The 23,190-nt window shown below is 61.9% G+C and carries 23 protein-coding genes and 1 tRNA gene; 9 read left to right on the top strand and 15 right to left on the bottom strand.

Annotated features, from left to right (window positions below; genetic code table 11):
- Positions 1-51 precede the first annotated feature (51 nt).
- Positions 52-2,343: a beta-glucosidase BglX gene (bglX, locus tag CXQ80_RS18925; RefSeq protein WP_101323097.1), complete on the bottom strand. Its 2,292-nt coding sequence runs from the start codon at positions 2,341-2,343 to the stop codon at positions 52-54.
- Positions 2,344-2,563: 220 nt separating this feature from the next.
- Between bglX and CXQ80_RS18920 the strand changes: the two genes are divergently transcribed.
- The 4 genes from CXQ80_RS18920 (at position 2,564) to CXQ80_RS18905 (ending at position 5,468) form a co-directional block, all read left to right on the top strand.
- Positions 2,564-3,181, top strand: a complete 618-nt coding sequence (locus CXQ80_RS18920) for a hypothetical protein (RefSeq protein WP_101321917.1) — start codon at positions 2,564-2,566, stop codon at positions 3,179-3,181.
- Positions 3,182-3,278: 97 nt separating this feature from the next.
- Positions 3,279-4,505, top strand: coding sequence for an SAM-dependent methyltransferase (locus tag CXQ80_RS18915; protein WP_101321916.1), 1,227 nt, complete (start codon positions 3,279-3,281; stop codon positions 4,503-4,505).
- Between the two features lie 175 nt (positions 4,506-4,680).
- Positions 4,681-4,956, top strand: a complete 276-nt coding sequence (locus CXQ80_RS25055) for a hypothetical protein (RefSeq protein WP_101321915.1) — start codon at positions 4,681-4,683, stop codon at positions 4,954-4,956.
- 47 nt (positions 4,957-5,003) lie between these two features.
- A complete protein-coding gene (locus CXQ80_RS18905) occupies positions 5,004-5,468 on the top strand; it encodes an AlpA family transcriptional regulator (RefSeq protein WP_101323096.1) in 465 nt (154 codons plus the stop codon).
- Here the strand turns inward: CXQ80_RS18905 and CXQ80_RS18900 are convergent.
- The 3 genes from CXQ80_RS18900 to CXQ80_RS18890 form a co-directional block, all read right to left on the bottom strand.
- A complete protein-coding gene (locus CXQ80_RS18900) occupies positions 5,457-5,822 on the bottom strand; it encodes a DUF4880 domain-containing protein (RefSeq protein ID WP_101321914.1) in 366 nt (121 codons plus the stop codon). The genes CXQ80_RS18905 and CXQ80_RS18900 overlap by 12 nt on opposite strands.
- Before the next feature lie 51 nt (positions 5,823-5,873).
- Positions 5,874-6,890 carry a DUF4917 family protein gene (locus CXQ80_RS18895; protein WP_101321913.1) on the bottom strand — a complete coding sequence of 339 codons (1,017 nt, stop codon included), beginning with the start codon at positions 6,888-6,890 and terminating at the stop codon, positions 5,874-5,876.
- A gap of 154 nt (positions 6,891-7,044) precedes the next feature.
- Positions 7,045-8,748 carry a SulP family inorganic anion transporter gene (locus tag CXQ80_RS18890; RefSeq protein WP_101321912.1) on the bottom strand — a complete coding sequence of 568 codons (1,704 nt, stop codon included), beginning with the start codon at positions 8,746-8,748 and terminating at the stop codon, positions 7,045-7,047.
- Here CXQ80_RS18890 and CXQ80_RS24765 point away from each other — a divergent pair.
- Positions 8,747-8,914 (top strand): hypothetical protein, encoded by a 168-nt coding sequence (locus CXQ80_RS24765; protein ID WP_157831766.1) that lies wholly within the window; start codon positions 8,747-8,749, stop codon positions 8,912-8,914. The two genes, CXQ80_RS18890 and CXQ80_RS24765, sit on opposite strands and share 2 nt — an antisense overlap.
- A gap of 49 nt (positions 8,915-8,963) precedes the next feature.
- Here CXQ80_RS24765 and CXQ80_RS18885 read toward each other — a convergent pair.
- The 5 genes from CXQ80_RS18885 to CXQ80_RS18865 form a co-directional block, all read right to left on the bottom strand.
- Positions 8,964-9,037 (bottom strand) — tRNA-Gly (locus CXQ80_RS18885).
- 154 nt (positions 9,038-9,191) lie between these two features.
- A complete protein-coding gene (locus tag CXQ80_RS18880; RefSeq protein ID WP_101321911.1) occupies positions 9,192-10,076 on the bottom strand; it encodes an alpha/beta fold hydrolase in 885 nt (294 codons plus the stop codon).
- Positions 10,077-10,411: 335 nt separating this feature from the next.
- Positions 10,412-11,101 carry a pseudouridine synthase gene (locus CXQ80_RS18875; protein WP_101321910.1) on the bottom strand — a complete coding sequence of 230 codons (690 nt, stop codon included), beginning with the start codon at positions 11,099-11,101 and terminating at the stop codon, positions 10,412-10,414.
- Between the two features lie 32 nt (positions 11,102-11,133).
- Positions 11,134-11,355: a cysteine-rich CWC family protein gene (locus CXQ80_RS18870; RefSeq protein WP_101321909.1), complete on the bottom strand. Its 222-nt coding sequence runs from the start codon at positions 11,353-11,355 to the stop codon at positions 11,134-11,136.
- Positions 11,348-12,838: a diguanylate cyclase gene (locus CXQ80_RS18865; RefSeq protein WP_101321908.1), complete on the bottom strand. Its 1,491-nt coding sequence runs from the start codon at positions 12,836-12,838 to the stop codon at positions 11,348-11,350. Before CXQ80_RS18865 ends, CXQ80_RS18870 begins: the two co-directional genes overlap by 8 nt.
- A gap of 212 nt (positions 12,839-13,050) precedes the next feature.
- Here CXQ80_RS18865 and CXQ80_RS18860 point away from each other — a divergent pair, with 212 nt between their 5' ends.
- Positions 13,051-13,494, top strand: coding sequence for a hypothetical protein (locus CXQ80_RS18860; RefSeq protein ID WP_101321907.1), 444 nt, complete (start codon positions 13,051-13,053; stop codon positions 13,492-13,494).
- A 9-nt stretch (positions 13,495-13,503) separates the two neighbouring features.
- Here the strand turns inward: CXQ80_RS18860 and CXQ80_RS18855 are convergent, their stop codons facing one another.
- A complete protein-coding gene (locus CXQ80_RS18855; RefSeq protein WP_101321906.1) occupies positions 13,504-14,610 on the bottom strand; it encodes an enoyl-CoA hydratase/isomerase family protein in 1,107 nt (368 codons plus the stop codon).
- 130 nt (positions 14,611-14,740) lie between these two features.
- Here CXQ80_RS18855 and ung point away from each other — a divergent pair, with 130 nt between their 5' ends.
- Positions 14,741-15,430 (top strand): uracil-DNA glycosylase, encoded by a 690-nt coding sequence (gene ung / locus CXQ80_RS18850; protein WP_101321905.1) that lies wholly within the window; start codon positions 14,741-14,743, stop codon positions 15,428-15,430.
- Between the two features lie 42 nt (positions 15,431-15,472).
- Here the strand turns inward: ung and CXQ80_RS18845 are convergent, their stop codons facing one another.
- The 5 genes from CXQ80_RS18845 to CXQ80_RS18825 all read right to left on the bottom strand — a co-directional run bounded on the left by CXQ80_RS18845 (position 15,473) and on the right by CXQ80_RS18825 (position 20,911).
- Positions 15,473-16,510: an AbrB family transcriptional regulator gene (locus CXQ80_RS18845; RefSeq protein WP_101321904.1), complete on the bottom strand. Its 1,038-nt coding sequence runs from the start codon at positions 16,508-16,510 to the stop codon at positions 15,473-15,475.
- Entirely contained in the window at positions 16,503-18,017 is a 1,515-nt protein-coding gene (locus tag CXQ80_RS18840) for a tripartite tricarboxylate transporter permease (protein WP_101321903.1), read from the bottom strand. The genes CXQ80_RS18845 and CXQ80_RS18840 overlap by 8 nt, the downstream gene beginning before the upstream one ends.
- 3 nt (positions 18,018-18,020) lie before the next feature.
- Positions 18,021-18,479: a tripartite tricarboxylate transporter TctB family protein gene (locus CXQ80_RS18835; RefSeq protein WP_101321902.1), complete on the bottom strand. Its 459-nt coding sequence runs from the start codon at positions 18,477-18,479 to the stop codon at positions 18,021-18,023.
- A gap of 130 nt (positions 18,480-18,609) precedes the next feature.
- Positions 18,610-19,590: a tripartite tricarboxylate transporter substrate binding protein gene (locus CXQ80_RS18830; RefSeq protein ID WP_101321901.1), complete on the bottom strand. Its 981-nt coding sequence runs from the start codon at positions 19,588-19,590 to the stop codon at positions 18,610-18,612.
- Between the two features lie 31 nt (positions 19,591-19,621).
- Positions 19,622-20,911: an OprD family porin gene (locus CXQ80_RS18825; RefSeq protein ID WP_101321900.1), complete on the bottom strand. Its 1,290-nt coding sequence runs from the start codon at positions 20,909-20,911 to the stop codon at positions 19,622-19,624.
- A gap of 210 nt (positions 20,912-21,121) precedes the next feature.
- Here CXQ80_RS18825 and CXQ80_RS18820 point away from each other — a divergent pair, with 210 nt between their 5' ends.
- On the top strand, positions 21,122-21,793 hold the full coding sequence (locus CXQ80_RS18820; protein WP_101321899.1) for a response regulator: 672 nt from the start codon (positions 21,122-21,124) through the stop codon (positions 21,791-21,793).
- Positions 21,786-23,189 carry a sensor histidine kinase gene (locus CXQ80_RS18815; protein ID WP_101321898.1) on the top strand — a complete coding sequence of 468 codons (1,404 nt, stop codon included), beginning with the start codon at positions 21,786-21,788 and terminating at the stop codon, positions 23,187-23,189. Before CXQ80_RS18820 ends, CXQ80_RS18815 begins: the two co-directional genes overlap by 8 nt.
- Position 23,190 lies beyond the last annotated feature (1 nt).

The following is a 23,190-nucleotide window of genomic DNA, read 5'->3' as shown; positions in this document are numbered from 1 at the left end:
TTCATTGCGGTGTAATCATGCAGTGAAGGTGCCGCGGCGCCAGGGGCCGGGTTACAGCAGTTCGAAGCTCTGCTGCTGCACCGCTTCAGAGTCCAGGCCGACCTGAACGTTGAACTGGCCGGGCTCGGCGACCCGCTGCAACTGACTGTTGTAGAACTTCAGGTCATCCTCACTGATGTTGAAGCTGACAGTGCGCGACTCACCCGCCTTGAGCAGCAACTTGTGGAAATTCTTCAGCTCTTTGACCGGGCGGCTCATCGACGCGCTGACGTCCTGCAGATACAGCTGTACCACAGTCTCGCCGTCACGCTTGCCAGTGTTTTTCACGGTGACCTTGGCCTGCAAGGTGTCGCCACGCTTGAGGGTTTTGCTGTTCAGGCTCAACCCGGACAGTTCGAAGCTGGTGTAGCTCAAGCCGTAACCGAACGGGTACAGCGGGCCATTGGGCTCTTCGAAGTATTGCGAGGTGTAGTTGCCTGGCTTGCCCGGGGTGTACGGCCGACCGATGCGCAGGTGGTTGTAGTACATCGGGATCTGCCCGACCGAACGCGGGAAGGTGATCGCCAGTTTGCCCGACGGATTGTAGTCGCCAAACAACACGTCAGCGATGGCGTTGCCGCCCTCGGTGCCGCTGAACCAGGTTTCCAGCACGGCGTCGGCCTGTTCCCGCTCCCAGTCAATCGACAACGGCCGGCCGTTCATCAGGACCAGCACCAATGGCTTGCCGGTGGCTTTGAGCGCCTTGATCAGGTCACGCTGCACCGCCGGGATTTCCAGGGTGGTGCGGCTTGACGACTCGTGCGACATGCCGCGCGATTCACCGACTACCGCCACGACCACGTCAGCCTGTTGTGCGGCCTTGACCGCTTCGTCGATCAACACCGCAGCAGGGCGCAGGTCGTCGACGATTTCCGGAGCATCGAAATTGAGGAAGTTCAGGTAGTCGACCATCGCCTTGTCGCCGCTGACGTTGGCGCCTTTGGCGTAGATCAGTTTGGCCTGGTCGCCAACGGCGCGGCGCAGGCCTTCGCGCACGGTGACCGAGCGGTTTGGCCGGCCAGCGGCGGCCCAGCTGCCCATCATGTCGATCGGTGCATCGGCCAAAGGGCCGACCACGGCAATGGTGCCGGCCTTGCGCAGCGGCAGGGTCTGCTCGCGGTTTTCCAGCAGCACCAGGCTCTGTCGGGCCACATCCCGAGCCGCGTCACGGTGCAGACGCTGGTCGGCATACACGTCCTTGGGGTCATCCTTGGCCTGGCCGATACGCAGGTACGGGTCTTTGAACAGGCCCATCTCGTACTTGGCACCAAGCACTTCGCGCACGGCCTGGTCCAGTTCGGCCTGGGTCACTTCGCCCGATTTCACCAGACCCGGCAGTTCTTCGGCATACAGCGAGTCATTCATGCTCATGTCGATGCCGGCCTTGATCGCCAGCTTGGCCGCTTCGCGGCCGTCCTGGGCCACGCCGTGGCGGATCAGTTCCTGAATCGCGCCGTGGTCACTGATGGTGACGCCCTTGAAGCCCCAGTCCTTGCGCAGCAGGTCGTTCATCAGCCAGGTATTGGAGGTGGCCGGCACGCCGTTGATCGAGTTCAGCGCGACCATCACGCCGCCTGCGCCGGCATCGAGGCCGGCGCGGTACGGTGGCAGATAGTCGTTGTACATTTTCGGCAGGCTCATATCGACCGTGTTGTAGTCGCGCCCGCCTTCCACCGCGCCATACAAGGCGAAGTGCTTGACGATGGCCATAATGCTGTCCGGGTTGGCCGGGCTGCTGCCCTGCAACGATTCGACCATGACCTGGCCGATCCGCGAGGTCAGGTAGGTGTCTTCGCCAAAGCCTTCGCTGGTGCGGCCCCAGCGCGGATCACGGGCGATGTCGACCATCGGAGCAAAGGTCATGTCGATGCTGTCGGCAGCCGCTTCAGCGGCCGAGGTGCGGCCGACCTTGGCGATGGCCTGCATGTCCCAGGTGGCCGCCAGGCCCAGGCTGATCGGAAAGGTGGTGCGGTGGCCGTGAATCACGTCATAGGCAAAGAACATCGGGATCTTCAGGCGGCTGCGCATGGCGGCGTCCTGCATCGGCCGGTTCTCGTCGCGGGTGATCGAGTTGAAGGTGCCGCCGATGCGCCCGGCAGCAATCTCTTCGCGGATCTTCTCGCGCGGCATTTCCGGGCCGATGCTGATCAGGCGCAACTGGCCGATTTTCTCGTCGACACTCATCTGGCTGATCAAGTGCTCGATGAATGCCTGCTTGTCCTGCAGGGGCGGAGCAGCAGTGGCGGCAAACGTTGCCTGACTGGCGAAGGCCATGGCCAGGCCGAGCATGGACAGTTTCATCATCAATTCCGTATTCGAGGCCTGGGTCATGGCCACACGAATGCGTGTGGCCGAAGGGTTCAGGCGGCTATTGTTCTTGGCCAAAGGCGATCGTTTATTGATCTGCCCTTACAGCATTGGCGGCTGCGGTGGATTATGCCTGATGTCTGGTAGTTGTTGAGATACACTCGCGCCAGCCCGGTGCCGGGACAACAACTATAAGAACGATCGAGAGACCAACGGCATGAGTGTGTTTACCGAATATGAGCAACGGCTGGTCGCCGAAGCGATAGCCCGAGCCGAACGGCGTACCGACGCCGAGCTGGTCAGTGTGCTGGCGCGGCGGGCGGACGAGTTTGCCTACCTGCCGCTGTTTTGTGCGGCGCTGTTGGCATTGCTGGTGCCGGGGCTGCTGCACCTGCTGCTGGGCTGGCCAAGCGTGCGCGGCCTGCTGGTGGCGCAACTGGTGATCTTCGTCGCCCTGTGCCTGCTGCTGCGCCACCCACGGCTGGGGCATCGGCTGATGCCCAGGTGCTTGTGTCAGCGCACTGCGCTGAGCCTTGCGCGCCAGCAATTTCGAGCCCTTGAACGGCAACGTGATCACGGCACCAGCAGCTTGCTGATCTTTGTCAGTCAGGCCGAGAACTTTGTCACGATTCTGACCGACCGCGGCATTGAACAGCACTTCGACCCGCGTGTACGCGCCGCGTTGATCGCCCGCTTTACCGAGCAGGTCCGCCAGGGTCAGACCCTACAGGGCTTTGTCGAGTGCATCGACGCCTGTGCCGAGCAGCTCAGTCGACCATTGCCGGCCACCCAGCGACGTAACCAACTGCCCAATCGATTGGTGATCCTGGACTAACCACGGCTGTCGAGAAAACTTCGCGAAGGCCGGGCGGCAACGTAGAATGCCGGCCACTGCGCACTGCGCTCCCGGTTATTCGAGGCCCCACCGTCCCATGCCTGCCACGCCTTCCACTTCGTCTGCGGCTGATCCGCTTGCCCAGTTTCTGCGTCTGCTGGCCGACTCGCTGGAGGCCGGCAGCCTGGCCAAGCTGGTGCTGGCCAAGCATGTTGGCGCCGAGCAAAGCCTACAGCGGATCATTGCCAAGCCGCTGCTGATCAAAGGCCAGCCCAGTCTGTCCCTGGTCTATCGCTATGAGACCCGCGACATCACCCGCAATCTGCCCAACCAGCAGGTTCAGGCGCTGGTCGCCGAGCTGCTGCCGGCGAGCTTTCGCAACGCCCACCTGTTCACCAGCGAAGGTGAAGTGCAGTTGGCCTTCAGCAAGAAGGGCAAGCCGATGCTGCAGCGCCATCTCGCGCAGCCAGCACGCGAGGCAGCCTCGGCAGGGCATGACCGCGAGAAGAAACGCTACCTGCAACTGACCCGGCCGTTTTTGCGTGATCTGGGCGTTACCGACGCGCAGTCCGCGTTGATCCCGTCGATGTCGCGCAAGTGGAAGCAGATCAACAAGTTCATCGAAGTCTTCGACCACGCCCTCACCAGCGCACCACTGGCTGCCGAGCAGCCGCTGAAAGTCGCCGATTTTGGTTCAGGGAAGGGCTACCTGACCTTCGCCATGCACGACTACCTGAGCAACACCCTTGGCCGCCAGGCGCAGGTGACCGGCGTCGAGTTGCGCCCGGACATGGTCGACCTGTGCAACGCCGCAGCGGCACGCCTGGAGCATTCGGGCCTGGTGTTCGAGTGCGGTGACGTGCGCAGCGTGGTGCCCGCCGCCATCGACGTGATGATCGCCCTGCATGCCTGCGACATCGCCACCGACTACGCCATTCATACCGGCATCCGCTGCAACGCCGCGATCATCATGTGCTCGCCGTGCTGCCACAAACAGATCCGCCCACAACTGCAAAGCCCCGGCTTGCTGCAGCCGATGCTGCAATACGGCCTGCACCTCGGCCAGCAGGCCGAGATGCTCACCGACAGCCTGCGCGCGCTGTACCTGGAAGCCTGCGGCTACGAGACCAAGGTGTTCGAGTTCATCTCGTTGGAACACACCAACAAGAACAAGATGATCCTTGCGGTCAAGCGCAAGCAGCCGGTGGATGCCACGGTGTTGCTGGAGAAAATTGCCGAGCTCAAGCGCTTTTATGGGGTCAAGGAGCACTGCCTGGAGACGTTGTTGCAGGCGGATGGGTTGATTGCTGTTGTGGGGGAATAACCAACAATTGGCTGTGTCCGAAGCATCCTGACACTGCGTAGGACCGTTCCTAAGCTGACTTGCTACGACCCTGCTTCGGTTTTTCTCACTGTAATGTGATCACGGCAATGATTGCCGAGCACCTTGGTTGTCGGTTGACAACCAAGGTGCATGTTCACATACTGGAGATCAACTGATGCCTCGCCACGCGCATTCCAAGAAAGAGATTGAGCAGGCTCTCAGATACGCAGAGGCGCAAGGCTGGAGAGTGGTAGCGGGTGGCGGCCATTGCTGGGGCAAAATCTACTGTCCTTACAACAGCGATGAGTGTCGGTGCGGTGAATTCTGCGTGGCAAGTATCTGGAGCACACCCAAGAATCCAGACACGTTTGCGCGTCAGATACGACGAATCGTCGACAACTGCGTTGTTCATCGTCGCAGCATTGATCACGCAGGGAGAGAGTCAAAGTGACGGAATATATCTTCACGCTCAGATACCAGTTAACCCACGATCAGGACATGGATGGTCTGCTGGAGCGTCTAGGCGCGTCGGGATGTGATGACGCTATTGTCGGAGTCGGCCAGCCAGGCCGGCTGGCGCTGGAGTTCGCACGCGAGGCGGGATCCGCTCAGGATGCAGTGCATAGCGCCCTTGCGGACGTGCAGCGAGCTGTCCCTCAAGCCCATCTTGTGGAAGTAACTCCCGACCTGGTTGGGTTAACCGATGTCGCGGAGGTTGTCGGCGTGTCGCGGCAGAACATGCGCAAACTCATGTTGGTGCACTATTTGAGTTTTCCTCCACCAGTCCACGAAGGAAACCCATCAATCTGGCACTTGGCCGAAGTCCTTTCCTGGATGCAGGCGCGGCAAACGTACTCTTTCGCTCAGGAAATCGTCGATGTAGCGAAAGTAGCGATGAGGCTCAACGTGGTCCGCGCTCATGAGCGAATTATGGTCAACGCGCCTAGCCATTTAATCAGCTGAACTAGCCCCTGCGGGCAACTGACTTGCCCGCAGGTCTGCGCTCTGTAGAAAAAGCCCGTGGGCTTCCGGGCTTGCGGTCATAACGGCACAGGCCACGCCCACTGCAGCAATCATCACCAGCCGCCGTGGTGATCGCTGCGCCACAGGCGCGGGCGGATGGGCGGCGTGCTTGAGCGCTTCCAGGTCCTGCCACAGGTGTTCGAGCTGGCGATAGGCGCGGGCATGCTCTGGGTCGCGCAGCCACTGCTTGAACGCCTTGCGATTATGCCTTGATGAGTCATAGCGATTGCGCACCAGCCAGCCTGCGGCCTGAGCATCGATCGAGTCTGCCTCGAAATCGTCTAGCGGGTTCATCTGCCGGGTTCCTGCGCTCGTTACTGTTTACCGCTACCGTGCGCTCGCCGGTCAGCGCCGGCGGGCAAAGTCGGCAGGCACTTCGACTGCCAGGTCTGGGGCGCCGAGCGGATGACTGCTGGCGTCGAAGAAATGCAACGAGGTCTCGTGCATATCGCCGAAACGCTGCAGAAAGTGCTGCTTCTGGTTGATGATCGACGCCTCGCTCAATGGCCGAATGGCAATGCACAGATGAGCCGGGCGGGCCTGGCGGATGGCATCGAGCAGGTGTTGATCCGTGCTGTCCAGATGCTGGCCGAACAGGCACAGGCCCTCTCGTTCGCTTGCCAGCTGGCCAAGGCCCCAGCTCAGGTAATCCGAACTGCGAATGGCGCGCAGCTTGTGCTCGCTGCGGTCTTCGTTGATGAACAGCGGCACCTCGCCGGGAATATTTACGGCAAAGCCGTCAAGCAACTCACCGTTTTCGGCGCTGCGCTGGCGCGTGCTGCCGTCTGGCAGCTTGAGCAGGTGCAGGCCGCCGTGCAGGTGCAATACCCGGGTGCCCTCGGCGTGAGTGCGGCGGACATCGAAAAAACCTTCTTCGTCGAACAGTGCAGCAAATCCTTCGGGCGCCTGTCGTACTGCCCAAGGCACAAGCAGATCGTAGTTACTGGTGTAGACGCTGCGGTAGGCTCTGAGCGCCTGATTGATCGCACTCAGGTTGGCGCTGGGCAGCAGCGGCCACGGGATGTGCACCGAGCGGATCGCATGAATCAATGCTTCTTTGATCGAGTAATAGCGATTGAGCGGCGCAGTCGAATTGATCGCCAGCGCGGCGTTGGCCCGCACGGTAGTATTGAGCGTGCTCAGCAGCGGCTCGAACAGCTCGCTGGCCAAGGCTTTGAACAAGGCCTGGTCACTGACGCCCAGGCCTTTGTGACGAACCTTCTGTGCCTGCTCGAACAACGAAAAATAACCAAACGGCTTCCACAGTGCACGGCTGGCGCCGTTGCCCAGAAGCAGGGCCTGGCACGGCTGTCGTTGCTCGAGCTCGGGCCAGGAAGTCAGATGGGCGTCAACTGGGGGCATGCGGGGTCCGTGGTTTGGCAGGGAAACGCCGCGACTTTAGCATGCTCCGGCGATGTGCTGTATTCGCCCTGCGGCACCGTGCGCTGCGCAACTGTGAGGGTATTGCAGCTTCCCAGTGCACCGCCGGTTGCAGCAGTTAACGCTGCGTCACCGGCTAGGGCTGCTGCGCGGTGGCCTGACGTTCGCGGTTGCTCCACACGCGATAAGCACGAATACCGGCGCGCACTGAGCCAAACAGCAGCTTGTCTTCCATTTCCCGGGCCATGCCTGAGCGCACCAGCATGCGCAAAAACGTCCCACGTGCCCGCGCAATGGCGAAATGAATACCTTGCGCGGCGAGGGTGTCGCGTACTTCACGCAGGGCGGCGATACCGCTGACATCGATGCTGCTCACCGCTTCGGCATCGAACAGCACCGCGCGCGGCTGGCTGTCGCGTTGCACTGCCTCAAGCAGGCGCATCTTGAAGTAGTCGGCGTTGAAGAACAGGATCGCGTCATCGAAGCGATACACCACCAGGCCCGCTACCGTGCGCGCGTCGGGGTGTTGGCGCACGTCGACCTGGCCTTCGATCCCCGGTGCCCAGCCCAGCACGGCATCGGTGGGTTGATAGATGCTGTAGAGCAAGCGCAGGATGGCCAAGGTCACCGCGAAGATGATCCCGGGCAGCACGCCCAGGCCAAGCACACCAATCGTGGTCAGCAGGCACAGCCAGAACTCGAAGCGGCTGAGCCGGTAGATCTTGCCCAGCGAACGCACATCGATCAGCCCCCAGCCGGCCATCAGCAGCACGGCTCCGAGCACCGCCTGCGGAATCCAGGCCATGGGCGCAGTGAAGAACAGCAAAATCAATGCAATCACCAGCGCGGCGATGATGCCAACCAGCTGGCTTTTGCCACCGACCATGTCGTTGACCGCCGTGCGCGAGTCGGCGCCGCTGATGGCAAAGCCTTGGGAGAACCCGGCAGCCAGATTGCTCACACCCAAGGCAACGAACTCGTGATTGGCATTGATCGCATAGCCATGCCGCGCGGCGAAGCTGCGTGCCGTGAGCATGGCACTGCAAAAGCTCACGGTGGCGATCCCGAGGGCATCGCGCAGCAGGCTCTTGGTTTCTGCCAGAGAGCTCTGCGGCCAAGCCAGTTGGGGCATGCCGCCGGGCACCGGGCCGAGGATGGCGACGCCAAAATGGTCCAGGCCAAACACCCCCGCAATCAAGGTGAACAGCACTACGGTCACCAGCGCTGCCGGCAGGCGCGGGTAGCGCCGTGGCAACCCGATCAGCAGGCCCAACCCGGCCAGGCCAATCACCAGTGTCAGCCAGTGGATTTCACCCAGGCGCTGGGCGAAGTTGATCAGGCTGAGGATAAATCCGTCACCTTCGATCTTGAAGCCAACCACTTTGCTCAGCTGCCCGGCGATCAGGCTCAGGCCGATACCATTGAGGTAGCCGATCAGGATCGGTCGCGAGAAGAAACTGGCAATGAACCCTGCGCGCGCCACCCCGGCGGCAATCAACATGACCCCGACCAGCACGGTGACGATCACCGACAGCTCGGCAATGCGCTGTGGATCACCCAGCGCCAACGGCGCCACGGCCCCGGCGATCATGGCGCAGGTGGCGGCGTCGGGGCCGACCATCAACTGCCGAGAGCTGCCGATCAGGGCGTAGACGATCATCGGCAGCACACAGGCATACAACCCGTACTGCGGCGGCAGGCCGACGATCTGCGCATAGGCGATAGCGATCGGAATCTGGATCGCAGCGACCGACAAGCCAGCCTGTATGTCGGCGTGCAACCACTCGCGGCGGTAGTGCAGCAGGTTGGCCAGGCCCGGGAGCCAGCGGGAGAGAAACATGCGCAGTCCTTTGGAAATGTTTCACACAATGCTCGAGCTTATCCGCCTGCTGCGTTTGGTGTGCAAGCTTTTTGCGCGCAGCGCGTTGCAGCCGCCAAGGGCCGGCGTGGTCTGCAGCAAATCGATGGAAGGGCAGAAACGAAAAAAGGAGCCGGGGCTCCTTTAGACAGGCGATGACATTGCGCAAATGTCATGCGATGCAACGGTGGACGAGGTGGAGCGGGTAGAGGGAATCGAACCCTCGTCGGAAGCTTGGGAAGCTACTGTTCTACCATTAAACTATACCCGCTTTACGCGTACATCCTTGCCAGCGAAGCGGCGTGCGCTTTGCAGCTCGACTTTGTACCAGAACCCTCTGGTGAATAAAAGCCCAGCCTTGAAATTTAGCTGTCCGGCGGCTTGTTGCGCGTGGCTTTGGCACGGGCAAAAGCACGCCGGCAGGCTCAGATCGCCAATGCATGCTGGCCCTGCACATAGTGACTGCGCGGGCGCGGCTCGCGTTGGCTCGGTTTGAGGAAACCAAGCATGGCGCTGCGTTGTGCATCGCTGGCGGTCTTGTGTTCCATGTCGAGGAAATGCCCGGCGCCGTTGATCACGCTGAAGTGGCTCTGGTCGACATGACGGCCAAACTGGCGGGCGTCATCGGCGGTGGTGTACTCATCGCGATCTCCGTTGATGAACAGCACCGGGATGGCAATGTTGGCCGCGCTCTTCAGTGCCCGCTCCAGGTCATGCTGCAGCACTTGATTGATGTGAAACAGCATCTGCGCATATTCGTGGCTGTCGAGGCTGCTGACGTGCCGGTAATTAAAGCGTTTGAACAGCGACGGCAGGTGCTTGCCGATGGTGTCGTTAACCAGGTTGCCGACCTGGTAGCGATCGCAGGCGGCGAGGTATTCGCAGCCGCGCTCGAGGTATTCGCGCATCGGTTCGTTGATCACCGGCGAGAACGAGCTGACGATGGCCTTCTTCACCGGTCGGGGCTGGTGCGCCAAGGCGAGCAGGGTGCAGGCGCCACCCCAGGAAAACGAAGCGACATGGTCGGCCTGGAAGTGCTCGATCAGCTCCAGCAGGATGTGTGCCTCGGTTTCTTTGGTCAGCAGCCGCTCGTGGTGATTATGCGGTTTGGACTTGCCGGCATAGGGCTGGTCATACAGCACCACATTGAATTGCGGGTGCAGGCTGCGCACTGTCTGGGCGAACGAAGCCGTGGTCGCCAGCGATCCATTGATCAGGATGATCGTCCTCTCGGCGCCGTCGGCGCGATGCAACTCCGTGTAAACCCGATACTGACCTTGGATATCAAGTACAGCGATTTCTGGCCTCATGTCATCGACTCCTGGCGCAAAAAGGGTATTCGCGTCACCTAGGGTGCACGTTCTTTATGACAGGTAGGCATACGCCTGAAGAGGTTGCAGAGCCCGGTGTCGATCCTTCGCACAAGTGTCGACGCTGTTGTTGTAGGCGGGGCAATCTGCCGTGCCCCCAAGGTAGCGAGACCTGGGGTGGCCAGCAAAAAGGTGTCTTGGACTGCAGTTGTGACTGGTTAGTCACATGCGGACTGACGATTTCGATTCAAGCAGCCCGACGTCATTCTCGCAAGTGCCATTGAGCAATTGGTGAATAAAATCGCTCGGCGGTCTGCGCTGGAGCTGCTTGCTGTTTACAGAGCGATTTCGTCGGCTGTCAGTGGCCGGAATTCGCCAGGGGCCAGCGTGGGGTCGAGATGGATGCCGCCCATCGACTCGCGATGCAGGCCAACGACCTTGTTCTGGAAATAGCCAAACATGCGCTTCACCTGGTGATAGCGACCTTCGACAATCGCCAGCCTGGCCAGTCGAGGGCCGAGCACATCCAGCTGGGCGGGCAGGGTGGTGAGGTCTTCGAAGGCGAAGTAGAAGCCCTCGCTGAACTTGGCCGGGTAGTGCGCGCCGATCTCGTCTTCGGTTTCGACGCGATAGACCTTCGCCAGTTTTGTGCTTGGTTGCGTCAAGCGCCGTGACCACTGGCCGTCATTGGTCAGCAGGAGCAGCCCGGTGGTGTTGAAGTCCAGCCGCCCGGCGATATGCAGGTCAGCGCGCAGCTCGGCCGGGAGCAGGTCGAGCACGGTCCGGTGCTGCGGGTCATGAGTGGCGCTGACACAGCCGGCCGGCTTGTGCAGCATCAGGTAGCGCGCTGAGCGACCGACCTGATGCACCTGCTGATCGACCTCGACTCGGCTGAACTCGCGAACCTCGTGCAGTGGGTCGGTGCTGACCTGGCCATCCACGCGCACACGCTGCTGGGCCAGCAGCAGGCGCACCTGCTGGCGGTTGTAGCAGGGCAGATTGGCGAGGAAGCGATCAAGGCGCATGGCGGCAACGGCACAGGAATTGGCCGCGCAGTTTACCCAATTGGCGGCTGTTGCGCCGCTTTGAGCTGGTCGTCCACGGCTGCGCAGCGGGGGCACAGGCAGGCTTTGTTGCGCAGTTCGGCGGGCAGGGCGGCGAGTACCGCCGGGTCGATGCTGACGCTGAAGCACCAGCAGTTCTGCGTGGCGCTGCGTGGATCAGCCAGGCTGCAGCCGTTGCTTGCGCCGCAGGCGGGGCAGGATTGTGGGTCAGGCATGGACTGCTCCGGGCATCTCGCTGCAGACTCGATTGCGTCCGCCCTGCTTGGCTCGATAAAGGGCATGGTCGGCACGGGTCAGCAAGCTGTGCAAACTGTCGTCGGGTTGCAGTGCACTGAGCCCGATGCTGGTGGTCAGGCGCAGCGGTTGGTCGTTGTAGCTGAAGATCAACTGCTCGGTGCGGCGGCGGACCTTGTCGGCGACATCGATGGCCTGGCGGCCCTCGGTCTCGCGCAGCAGCACGATAAACTCTTCACCGCCCCAGCGGCAAAGGATATCCGACTGGCGCAGGCTGCCTTGCAGTACGTTGGCAAACTGGCGCAGCACTTCATCGCCGGCCAGGTGACCATGGGTGTCATTGAGCAGCTTGAAGTGATCAAGGTCGATCAGCAGGGCAACCAGTGGCGCATTCTCGCGTTTGGCTTGCTGCAGTGCCTGCCCGGCCAAAAGGTCAAAGCTGCGGCGGTTGGGCAGGCCGGTCAGGCTGTCCAGCGTGGCCAGCGACTCGATGCTTTGCTGATGGCGCTTGACCATCGCATGCAGCAGCGACAACACCACCAGGGTGATCATGGCGCAGATCGCCAGGTTCAGGTACAGCGACTGGCGCACCCGGTCCAGCGCGCCGCTCTCACGTTTGTCGACCAACAGGTACCAGTCCAGTTCGGGGATGGGCCGCACGTTGAGAAAGTGGCTGTGGCCTGCCTCGTCCTGATATTCGTGGCTGCCAGGCGAGGGTACCGGCATGCGCGCCAGCAGCGTCTCGAACGCTTTGCTGTCGGCCAGTTGCTGGCCTGCGCGCAGGCCATGCATGCTGCCGTTCGAGCCGGTCAGGATGACTTTGCCGTTGGCATCGGTGAACAGCACGGCGCGCTGATAGCGTTGCTGATAAGCGTCGATCAATTTGACCACCGACTCGACACTCAGGCCGACCCCGGCTGCGCCGATGAAGCGCTGGTCATAATCGAGCACGCGGTAATTGATGAACACCGTGAGCCTGTCATGGTTGGCCATGTCCAGATCGACGTTGATCTCGTACGGCGCCTGCGACTCGCGCACGCGGTAATACCAGGCATCGCGCCAGGCATCCGGCTTGACTTGCTTGAGCACGCCCTTGGCCTGGTAATAGGTATGGCTGCGCTCGGAGATGAAAAACGCGGTGCAGGTGTTCTGCTGGCTGAGGATTTCATCCAGATAGCGAGTGATCCGCTCTGGCTCCTGCTCGCCGGCCAGCACCCAGTCGCGCAGAAAGGTGTCCTGCGCGATCATCGATGAGATCAGCACCGGGCGGATCAGATCCTTCTGGATTTCCGAGTAGACGGTGTCTGAGGTGAGCGGCAGTTCGGTATTGACGATGCCATCACGGATTGCGCCACGCGAGGAAAAGTAGCCGAGCAGAGACGTGGCAAGAAAACCGCAGGCCAGCAGGATCAGCAGCGCGAGGATCAGCGAGCGCTGCGAGAACAGGGCGGAACGTGACGGCATGATCTTCCCGTGATGTGTGCCAGTGGCGACATTCTAGAGAGCTGGCGGGAAAATAACTGCATGTTTTTCAGGGTTACCTGAGTTGTTGCAAATCTTTACACATACGGCACTGGATCGGCTGGCGAGTGTCTTAACCCATGTCGATATTCGTTTGCCGATCGACGCCCGCCAGCGCCGCTGTGCCGGGCACCCCAGCGGTCCAGGAGGCCGCCATGTCCTATCGAATCCCAATCATCGTCCTGCTCGCAATGTTGACCAGTGCCTGTACCCCTTATTACGCCGGTGGCGGGTATTCTCGCTCGCAGTACTACAGTGGTGAGCGTTACGGGTATCCCGGCTATCAGCGCTATGAGCGTGACTATTACGTGGTACCGCAGCCCCGTTACTACTATCAGCCTGCACCGCGCTATTACCGGCCGGCACCGGCGCCGCACTATCGGCCGCAACCGCGTCCAGGGATGAACCAGCAGTGGTATGGCAATCCACGCAACGATTACGGTAATCGGCAGCGCTACGAATACCGTCGTGATCGAGAGCGGCACGATTACCGCAACGATGACCGTCGATCGCAGGAAGGGCGTTGGCATTCAAGGGGCCATGGTGACCGTGATCGCCGCCCGGATGGCGGGCGCGATGATCGCAATCGGCATCGCTGAGGTCCTGCCCTAAACTTGATCGGCCAGCGGATGGCGGCCCTCCCAGGCTTTGGCAAAGTGCGCCTCAACCACCGCCGCTGGCACCTGAGCCACATCAGGCCAGTGCCAGCGCGGCGTGTTGTCTTTTTCAATCAACCGCGCACGCACGCCCTCGCTGAATTCAGGATGCCGGCAGCAATTCAGGCTCATCGCATATTCCATCTGCAGCGCCTGCAACAGCGACATGTGCCGGGCTCGCTGCAATTGCTCCCACACTAGATGTGCGCTGAGCGGGCAACCGTCGTGCAGGCGCTGCCCTGCAGCCGCCAACAACGGGTCGCCGTGCTGGCGCAGGCTGGCGATCGCACGCCAGGCAGCAATAGGGTCGGCCACATCCAGCACTTCGTCGATCAACGCTCGCCGCGGCAGCCATTGGGCCTGTGGCAGGTCAGCAAGGGCGCGGTGCTGCTGGCACTTGAGCAGGCTGTTCAACTGCAGGGTGGTCTGTTCCTGCCAGTTCAATTGCAGCAGTTCATCAATCAATGCCGTCTGCTGCTGCTCGCCAAGAAAACGATCCGCCAGACCCAGGTCCAGCGCATCACGGGCGTTGATCGGCGATCCTGTCAGGCCGAGAAACAACCCCAGCTTGCCTGGCAGACGGCTGAGGAACCAACTGGCGCCTACGTCCGGGTACAAGCCTATGCTGATCTCCGGCATGGCCAGCCGACTGCTCGGGGTCACGATGCGTATCCCTGCGCCCTGTAGCAGGCCCATGCCGCCGCCCAGCACATGGCCATGACCCCAACACAGCAAAGGCTTGGGATAACAGTGCAGGGCATAGTCCAGGCGGTACTCGGCAGCGAAGAACTGTCTGGCCATTGCTGGCACCTGGCCAGGTTGTGCGCGGCATTGATCGACCAGCGCGCGAACATCGCCACCCGCGCAAAATGCCTTGGCACCGCTGCCCCGCAAGAGCACGCAGACGACACCAGGATCCCTCGCCCACGCCTGGAGCAGCGCCTCGAGCTGCTCGATCATCGCCAGGCTCAACGCGTTGAGGGATTTCGCTGCATCCAGTGTGGCGATGCCGATTCGCGCACCGTCCACTCCGGTAAGTACTTCGCTGGTTACGGCCATGAACTACCTCGCACAGGTCATCGGCTCAGTATGGTCGGCTCTGCCGCAGGCTGCCGGTCGTCGGTCGGATCGATTGACAAGCTCGGGCAGCTTTCCTAGTGTCGCGCCCCTCAGTTTCAGGACCACACCGATGACCGACGACGACCGCATCAAGCTTGAGCCCAGCTGGAAGGAGGCGCTGCGCGCCGAGTTCGAACAGCCCTACATGCAGCAGCTGCGCGAGTTCCTGCGCCAGGAGTACGCCGCCGGCAAAGAGATTTATCCACCTGGCCCGCTGATCTTCAACGCCCTTAACAGCACGCCGCTGGACCAGGTCAAAGTGGTCATCCTCGGCCAGGACCCCTACCACGGCCCAGGTCAGGCGCATGGCCTGTGTTTCTCGGTACAGCCGGGCGTTCCGACACCGCCATCGCTGGTGAATATCTACAAAGAGCTGCAGCGTGACCTGAACCTGCCGATTCCTGCCCATGGCTATCTGCAGAGCTGGGCAGAGCAGGGCGTGCTGCTGCTCAACACGACCATGACCGTGCAGCGGGGCAATGCCGCATCGCATGCCAAGAAAGGCTGGGAGTCGTTCACTGACCGGATCATCCAGCTGGTCAGCGAGCGGCAATCGAATGTGGTCTTTCTGCTGTGGGGGGCACATGCCCAGAGCAAGCAGAAGTTGATCGACGGCACCAAGCACCTGGTGCTCAAGTCGGTGCATCCGTCGCCGTTGTCGGCCTACCGGGGTTTTATCGGCTGCGGGCATTTCAGCCATGCCAACCGCTTTCTGCAGCAGCACGGCATGAAACCTGTGGAGTGGGCGCTGCCTCAGTGACTCTGTTGAGGGGCCTTGGTTGGGGGCGTGTGCTGCGCCCCCTTACTGGTTTTGATCCCGCGCATTCCACAGCCGAAACAATGGCTCTGCCAGAAACAGCACAAACAACAAACGCATTACCTGCATCGCTGTCACCAACGGCACCGACAACTGCAGGGTCTCCGCCGTAAGGCTCATCTCGGCGATCCCCCCAGGCATCATGCCCAACGTCAGTGAACGCAAGTCCAGCTGGCTCAGGTTGCTCAAACCCCACGCCGCAAGCGCTGCAATCACCATGCTCAAGGCGGTAGCCAGCAAGGTGCGGCCGAGAAACGACGGCGCGCGGCGGAAGAATGCCCGGTTGAAGTGACAGGCAAGGCCGCTGCCGATCAACCACTGGCCCATCTGGCTGGCGCCCTCCGGCAGGGTGATCTGCAAATCAGCCGCCAGGCTTACCGTTGCCGCCACCAGCAATGGCCCGAACAACCATGGGTTGGGTTGGCGCAAGCGCTGCCAGCCATAACCGACCAACACCGCCAGCGGCGTGATCAACGCCAGCCAGCCCCAGCTGACACTGCTGGCATGGCTGACCGGCACGCCATCACCGAGCAGCAACTTGAACAGCGCCGGCACGCACAACACCACCGCCAGCACACGCAGACTCTGCGCCGCGGCGACCTGGCTGAGCACCGCGCCATTGCGTGCGCCGAGGTTGACCATTTCGCCGGAACCGCCCGGCATACTGGCGAAAAAGGCGGTGGCGCGATCCTCACCGCTGCGCCGTAGCAGCCATACACTGATGACACTGGAAGCGGTGGTGAACAGCGCACCAAACAGAATCAAGCCGAAATGCCCGGACACTTGTTCGAGGATCGCCGGGGTGAAGTGCAGGCCGATACCGACGCCGATGATCCACTGGCCGCATTTACGTCCGTTGGGGATTTCCGGCAACTGCCAGGGGGTCAGGCAACGCACCAGGATGATCGCCAGCAACGAGCCGACCATCCACGGCAAAGGCCAGCCGACCTTGCTGGCGAGAAATCCGCCAGCAAGGCCGACCAGCCCGGTTGCCCAGAACAGCGGCAACGATCGATCAGGCATCCGCAACAGCCCGACGTTGCAGGCTGCGGCGGCGCCAGCTGCGCAGCAGCGGCAGGCACATCATGCAGATGGTCAGGCCCCATACGCTCATGCTGATCGGGCTCGAGTAGAGAATGCCCAGCTCACCGTTGGAGATGGACAAGGCGCGGCGCAGGTTCTGCTCCATCAGCCCGCCGAGGATGAACCCGAGCAGGATCGGCGACAGCGGGAAGTCCAGCTTGCGCAGGATGTAACCCATGATGCCGATACCGACCATCAGGAACAGGTCAAAGGTGGTCGCATGCACGGCGTACACGCCGATCGCGGTGATGATGGCGATTACCGGCACCAGCGCCCAGTTCGGCACGGCGAGGATACGGGTGAAGATGCGGATCATCGGGATGTTGAGGATCACCAGCATGATGTTGGCGATGAACAACGAGGCGATCAGGCCCCACACGATGTCGGGTTGCTGTTCGAACAGCATCGGCCCTGGGGTGATGTTGTACAGGGTCAGTGCACCGATCATTACCGCAGTGGTGCCCGAACCGGGTACGCCGAGGGTCAGCATTGGCACCAGTGCGCCACAGCAGGAAGCGCCGATGGCGGTTTCCGGTGCTGCCAGGCCACGTGCGTCGCCCTTGCCGAACTTGCCGCTGGTGCCAGCGATTTTCTTCTCGGTCATGTAGGCAACCGCGCTGGCCAGGGTGGCACCGGCGCCGGGCAGTACACCCATGATGAAGCCGAGCAGGCCGCAACGGATGTTCACCGCGAATACCGAAGCCGCTTCCTTGAAGTTGAACAGCATGCGCCCGGTGGCTTTTACCGCCTGGTGGCCATGATGGGTTTTCTCCAGCAGCAGGAGGATCTCGCTGATCGAGAACAGGCCCAGCACCAGCACCACGAACTGAATGCCGTCGGCCATGTGCACGCTGTCGCCGGTGAAGCGGTAAACGCCGCTGTTGGCATCGATACCGACTGCCGACAGGAACAGACCGATCAACGCCGCGATAAATGTCTTCAGTGGCTTGTCGCCGGCCATACCGCCGAGGCAGACAATGGCGAACACCATCAGCACGAAGTATTCAGCGGGTCCGAAGGCAATCGCCCACTTCGCCAGCAACGGCGCGAACAGGACCATGCCGCAGGTGGCGATGAAGGCACCGATGAACGAGCTCCACGCCGACAGCGACAGCGCGACCCCAGCCAGACCCTGGCGAGCCATTGGGTAACCGTCGAGGGTGGTCATCACGGTCGAAGCTTCGCCCGGGATGTTGAGCAGGATCGAGCTGATCCGGCCGCCGTATTCACAACCCAGGTACACCGCGGCCAGCAGAATCAAGGCAGATTCAGGCGGCAGGCCGAGGGCAAAGGCGATCGGGATCAGCAACGCCACGCCGTTGATCGGGCCCAGGCCCGGCAGCAGGCCGACCACGGTGCCGATCAGGGTGCCGCACAGTGCGGTAACCAGGTTGTACGGGCTCAAGGCGACGCCGAAGCCCTGGCTGAGATAGCCTAAAGTATCCATCTGTCAGTTCTCCAGCACGTCAAGCAGGCCAAGGGGCAGGGGTACGTCCATCACGCGATCGAACAGCCAGTACAGCAGCACGCTCATCGCCACCACCACCACTGCGCTGTGCAGCCAGCGGCCGCCATACAGGCGCGCCATCGGCACGCCGATCAATACCGCACTGACGATGAAGCCCAGGCTTTCGAAGGTGGCGGCGAACAGGATCAACAGACCGGTGCAGATCGCAATCTTGATCAGGGTCGGGCGATCCAGCGGCGGCTCGTCCTCTTTATGCACGATCGGCGTCGGCCGAATCGCCAGGTACAGCAACGCCAGGCCCATCAGGCCAAGCATCAACAACGGGAAGGCGCGCGGGCCCACCGGTTCGTAGGAAAACGCGGCCTGGTAAGGCCAGGCCATCACTGCCAGGACGGCGCACACCGCCAGCAGGATCAGGGCAAAAATGCGTTGCAGGATCATGGGGAAATCCTCGAGAGGGCTGCCTTGCTGCAGTTTATTGCGCGAGCGGTTCTACCCGCGCAGGCGTTGGTGATGACACCGACGCTTGCGCGGGCTGACCTGCTTCAACAGGTGCTGCAGCTGTACGTTGTTACTGAATCAGGCCGAATTCCCGGGCCAGGGTCTTGTAGTCGGCAACCTGTTTCTTGACGTAGGCGTCCAGCTCCGGCCCGGTCAGGGCGAACGGGAACAGCTCGCGCTGGTCACGCAGCTTGGCGAACTCCTCGGAGGTCAGCAGCTTGTCGAACGCGGCTTTCCACCAGGCGTAGTCTTCGTCGCTGACTTTTGGCCCGAGGTAGAAGCCACGTACCACTGGCCAGACGATGTCGTAGCCCTGTTCCTTGGCAGTTGGGATGTCCTTCATTTCCGGCTCATCGAGACGGTTCTCGGCGAATACGGCAAGGATGCGCATGTTGCCGCTCTGGATGTGCGGCATGGAGTCGGAGATATCGGTGGAGCCGACCTGAATGTGCCCGCCGAGCAGTGCAGTGGCGATTTCGCCGCCGCCTTCCAGGGCGACGTAGCGCAGGTCACGCGGGTTGATCCCGGCGGCCTTGGCGATCAGCGCGGTCTGCATCCAGTCCTGGCTGCCGACGGTGCCGCCGGAGCCGATCACCACTTTGCTCGGGTCTTTTTTCAGCGCAGCAACCAGGTCAGCCAGGTTTTTGTAAGGCGAGTCCTTGTTCACCGCGATCGCGCCGTAGCTGGTGCCCACGGCCGCCAGCCACTTCACTGCGTTTTCATCGAAACGGCCGAACTTGCCTTGGGCCAGGTTCAGCAGCGAGCCACTGGACCAGGCCACCAGGGTGCCGGCATCGGCCGGGCGCTGGGCAACCACGGCGTTGTAGGCAACCGCACCAACGCCGCCAGGCATGTAGGTGACGCGCATCGGTTTACTGAGAATCTTCTCGTTGACCAGGGCGCTTTGCACCAGCTTGCAGGTCAGGTCGAAGCCGCCGCCGGGCGATGCTGGAGCGATACATTCAGGGCGTTTCGGTTCAGCAGCCAGGGCTTGACCGGCCAACAGCAGGCAACCGGTAGCGAGGACGAGGCGGCGCAGGGAAAAGGTCATCGTCTATCTCCGTAAATATTGTTGTTATGGGTTACCACAGGGCCACGCTGTAGCTCACCAGCAGCCGCACTTCGTCGGCGTCGCGGGCAAAATTCGAGCGGAAGGTGGCGTTACGCAGACGCACCGCGACGTTTTTCAACGGTCCGGTTTGTACTACGTATTTGAACTCGGTGTTGCGTTCCCACTCCTTGCCCTCGCTGCCATCGGCGCGGCTGACGTTGTCGCCACTGAGGTAGCGGGTCATGAAGGTCAGGCCGGGAATGCCCAGAGAGGCGAAGTTGTAGTCGTAACGCAGCTGCCAGGAGTGCTCGTCGGCACCGGCAAAGTCGTTGATCTGGACGAAGTTGACCAGATACGGGTCGGCGCCATCGACGTAGGGGAAGGCGCTGTCGCCCGAGACGTGCTGATAGGCGCCGCTGAGCTTGTGGCCATCGAGGGCGTAGCTGAGCATGCCGTTGGCGGTGGTGTTGTCGATCTTGCCGGCGCGGGCCTGGCCCTGATCGTCACTTATCGCCAGGCGCAGGTCGGCGCCAAAGGTGCCCGGGCCCCACGGCTGGGTCGCGACCATGCCAACGAAGTGCTGACGGTAGATGTCGTCAAGTTGGGCAACGTGATAGCTGCCGGTGATGCGGTCGGTGAATTTGTAGTCAAGGCCGGCCAGGTCATAGTTGTCGGCGGCGAAGGTTCCGCCGAAACGGCCGTTCTTGTTGTTGAGGGCAATGTCTTCCCAGTTGGTGTCGTTGCGGTCCTTGGCTTTTTCCAGGCGTCCGGCGGTAACGGTCAGGTTGCTGATTTCGTTGGAGGTCAGCAAGCCACCCTCGAAGGTCTGCGGCAGAATCCGCCCGTCGTTGGGCTGCAGGGTCGGCAGTTCAGGGATCAGCGAACCCACTTTGAGCTCGGTCTTGGAAATCTTCACCTTGCCGGTCAGACCGAGCTTGGAGTACTCGTCGGCAGCCTTGCCGTCATCATGGGTCGGCAACAGCCCGGTGCCGGTGCGGTCTTCGCTGGAGTCGAGCTTGATCCCGACCATGCCCAGTGCGTCCAGGCCAAAGCCGACAGTGCCTTCGGTGTACCCGGATTCGAAATTGAGCATGAAGCCCTGCGCCCACTCGTCACGTTTGGACTGCTGGCTGCTGGTGCCGTCACGGAAATCACGGTTGAAGTACATGTTGCGGGTTTCGAAGGTGGCGCTGCTGTCTTCGAAGAAGGCCGCCTGGCTGACAGGCGCGATACCGGCGAGCGCAAGGGCGCTGGCAATGGCAGTGGGGCGTGGACGAATGGAACGGGTAGGCGCGAACGCCTGCGGCTGTGATGACAGCATCGTCGAGTGACTCCGTTTATTGTTTTTATTGGTCTGCACCTTGCTGGTGCTTATGAACGCTCGGGGCATTCTTGATCCGATGCTAGGCGGCCAACCTTTCGCTAACCTTTCAACATGAAAGGTTTGTCATATTGGGGCTTCACAGGTGTGCCGACGGCGGTACACTCCGCGCCAACTAACGCGCCCCCACTTCACCGAAGGGAGAAACCGATGCGAGTGCTGCTGGTTGAAGACCACCTGCAACTGGCCGAAAGCGTGGCTCAGGCGCTCAAGAGTCAGGGCCTGACTGTGGACGTGCTACACGACGGCATCGCCGCTGACTTGGCGCTGACCAGCGAGGAATACGCGGTGGCGGTGCTCGATGTCGGCCTGCCGCGGATGGACGGTTTTGAAGTGCTGGCGCGGCTGCGCGGCCGCGGCAAGACCTTGCCGGTGCTGATGCTGACTGCCCGCAGTGACGTCAAGGATCGTGTGCACGGGCTCAACCTGGGCGCCGACGATTACCTGGCCAAGCCGTTCGAGTTGACTGAGCTGGAGGCGCGGGTCAAGGCCCTGTTGCGGCGCAGTGTGCTTGGTGGCGAACGCCAGCAGCGCTGTGGTCCGCTGGTCTACGACCTCGACACCCGCCGTTTCAGCCTGGGTGACGAGCACCTGACCCTGACCTCGCGCGAGCAAAGTGTGCTGCAGGCAATGATTGCCCGGCCCGGACGAGTGATGAGCAAGGAGCAACTGGCGGCGCAGGTGTTTGGCCTCGACGAAGAAGCCAGCCCTGATGCCATAGAAATCTACGTGCACCGGCTGCGCAAGAAACTCGACGGCCATGCGGTTGCCATCGTCACCTTCCGCGGTCTTGGCTACCTGCTGGAGCACCGTGATGCGTGATGGCGCCAGCCTGCGCGGGCGGCTGCTGGGCAATCTTGCGCTGCTGCTGGTGGTACTGATGCTGGCCAGCGGCCTGAGCGCCTACTGGAACGGCCGCGAGGCCGCGGACACTGCCTATGACCGTACGCTGCTGGCGTCGGCGCGGACCATTGCTGCGGGCTTGTCCCAGCGCGATGGCACACTGAGTGCCGATGTGCCCTATGTGGCGCTCGACACCTTCGCCTACGACAGTGCCGGACGCATTTACTACCAGGTGTTGGACATCAACCAGCGCTTGATCTCGGGGTACGAAAAGCTGCCACCACCACCGCCCGGCACGCCTCGCACTGACGACTATCCGGCCTTGGCGCGTTTCTACAATGCCTCCTACCTTGGCCAGGATGTACGTGTGGTCAGCCTGCTCAAGGCGGTCAGCGAGCCGAACATGAACGGCATGGCCGAGATTCGCGTGGCCGAAACCGAAGAGGCGCGGGTGAGCATGGCCCGTGGGCTGATGGCCGATACCCTGTTGCGGCTGGGGATGCTGGCGCTGGCGGCGCTGGTCATGGTCTGGTTCGCGGTCAGTGCAGCGCTGCGCCCGCTCGAGCGCTTGCGCAGTGCAGTAGAGGAGCGCCAGCCGGACGACCTGCGCGCCTTGCCATCAGTACAGGTGCAGCATGAGCTGGGGCCATTGGTGCGTGCGCTCAATCACTTTACCGAGCGGCTGCGCGCACAGTTCGAGCGCCAGGCGCAGTTTATTGCCGATGCCGCGCATGAACTGCGAACGCCGCTGGCAGCGCTCAAGGCGCGGGTCGAGTTGGGCCTGCGTTCGCAGGACCCGCAGGAGTGGCGGCAGACCCTTGAGTCGGCTGCCCAAGGTACTGACCGGCTGACCCATTTGGCCAACCAGTTGCTGTCGTTGGCACGCGTTGAAAACGGCGCGCGGGCGATTGCCGAGGGCGGGGCGCAGCGGCTTGATCTGAGCCAGCTGAGCCGGGAGTTGGGGATGGCCATGGCGCCGTTGGCGCATGCCCGTGGTGTGTTGTTGGCGCTGGAAGCTGAGTCGCCGGTCTGGCTCAAGGGCGAGCCGACTTTACTCAACGAGCTGCTCAGCAACCTGATCGATAACGCGCTGGCGCACACGCCGGTTGGCGGCAATGTGATCTTGCGTGTGTTGGCGCCGGCGGTGCTCGAGGTCGAAGATGATGGCCCGGGCATTCCTGAAGCTGAGCGTGAGCGGGTGTTCGAGCGCTTTTACCGGCGTAGTGCTCAAGGCAGTGGGCTGGGGTTGGCGATTGTCGGGGAAATCTGTCGGGCCCATCTGGCCCAGATCAGTTTGCATGACGGCGAAAATGGAGGTTTGAAGGTCAGGGTCAGCTTTATTGCTGACCAGGGCTTGGATCGCGTGAACATTTAGC

This window comes from Pseudomonas sp. 02C 26, from assembly GCF_002843585.1.
GTDB lineage: Bacteria > Pseudomonadota > Gammaproteobacteria > Pseudomonadales > Pseudomonadaceae > Aquipseudomonas > Aquipseudomonas shirazensis.
This window is presented reverse-complemented; position numbering and strand designations above follow the sequence as displayed.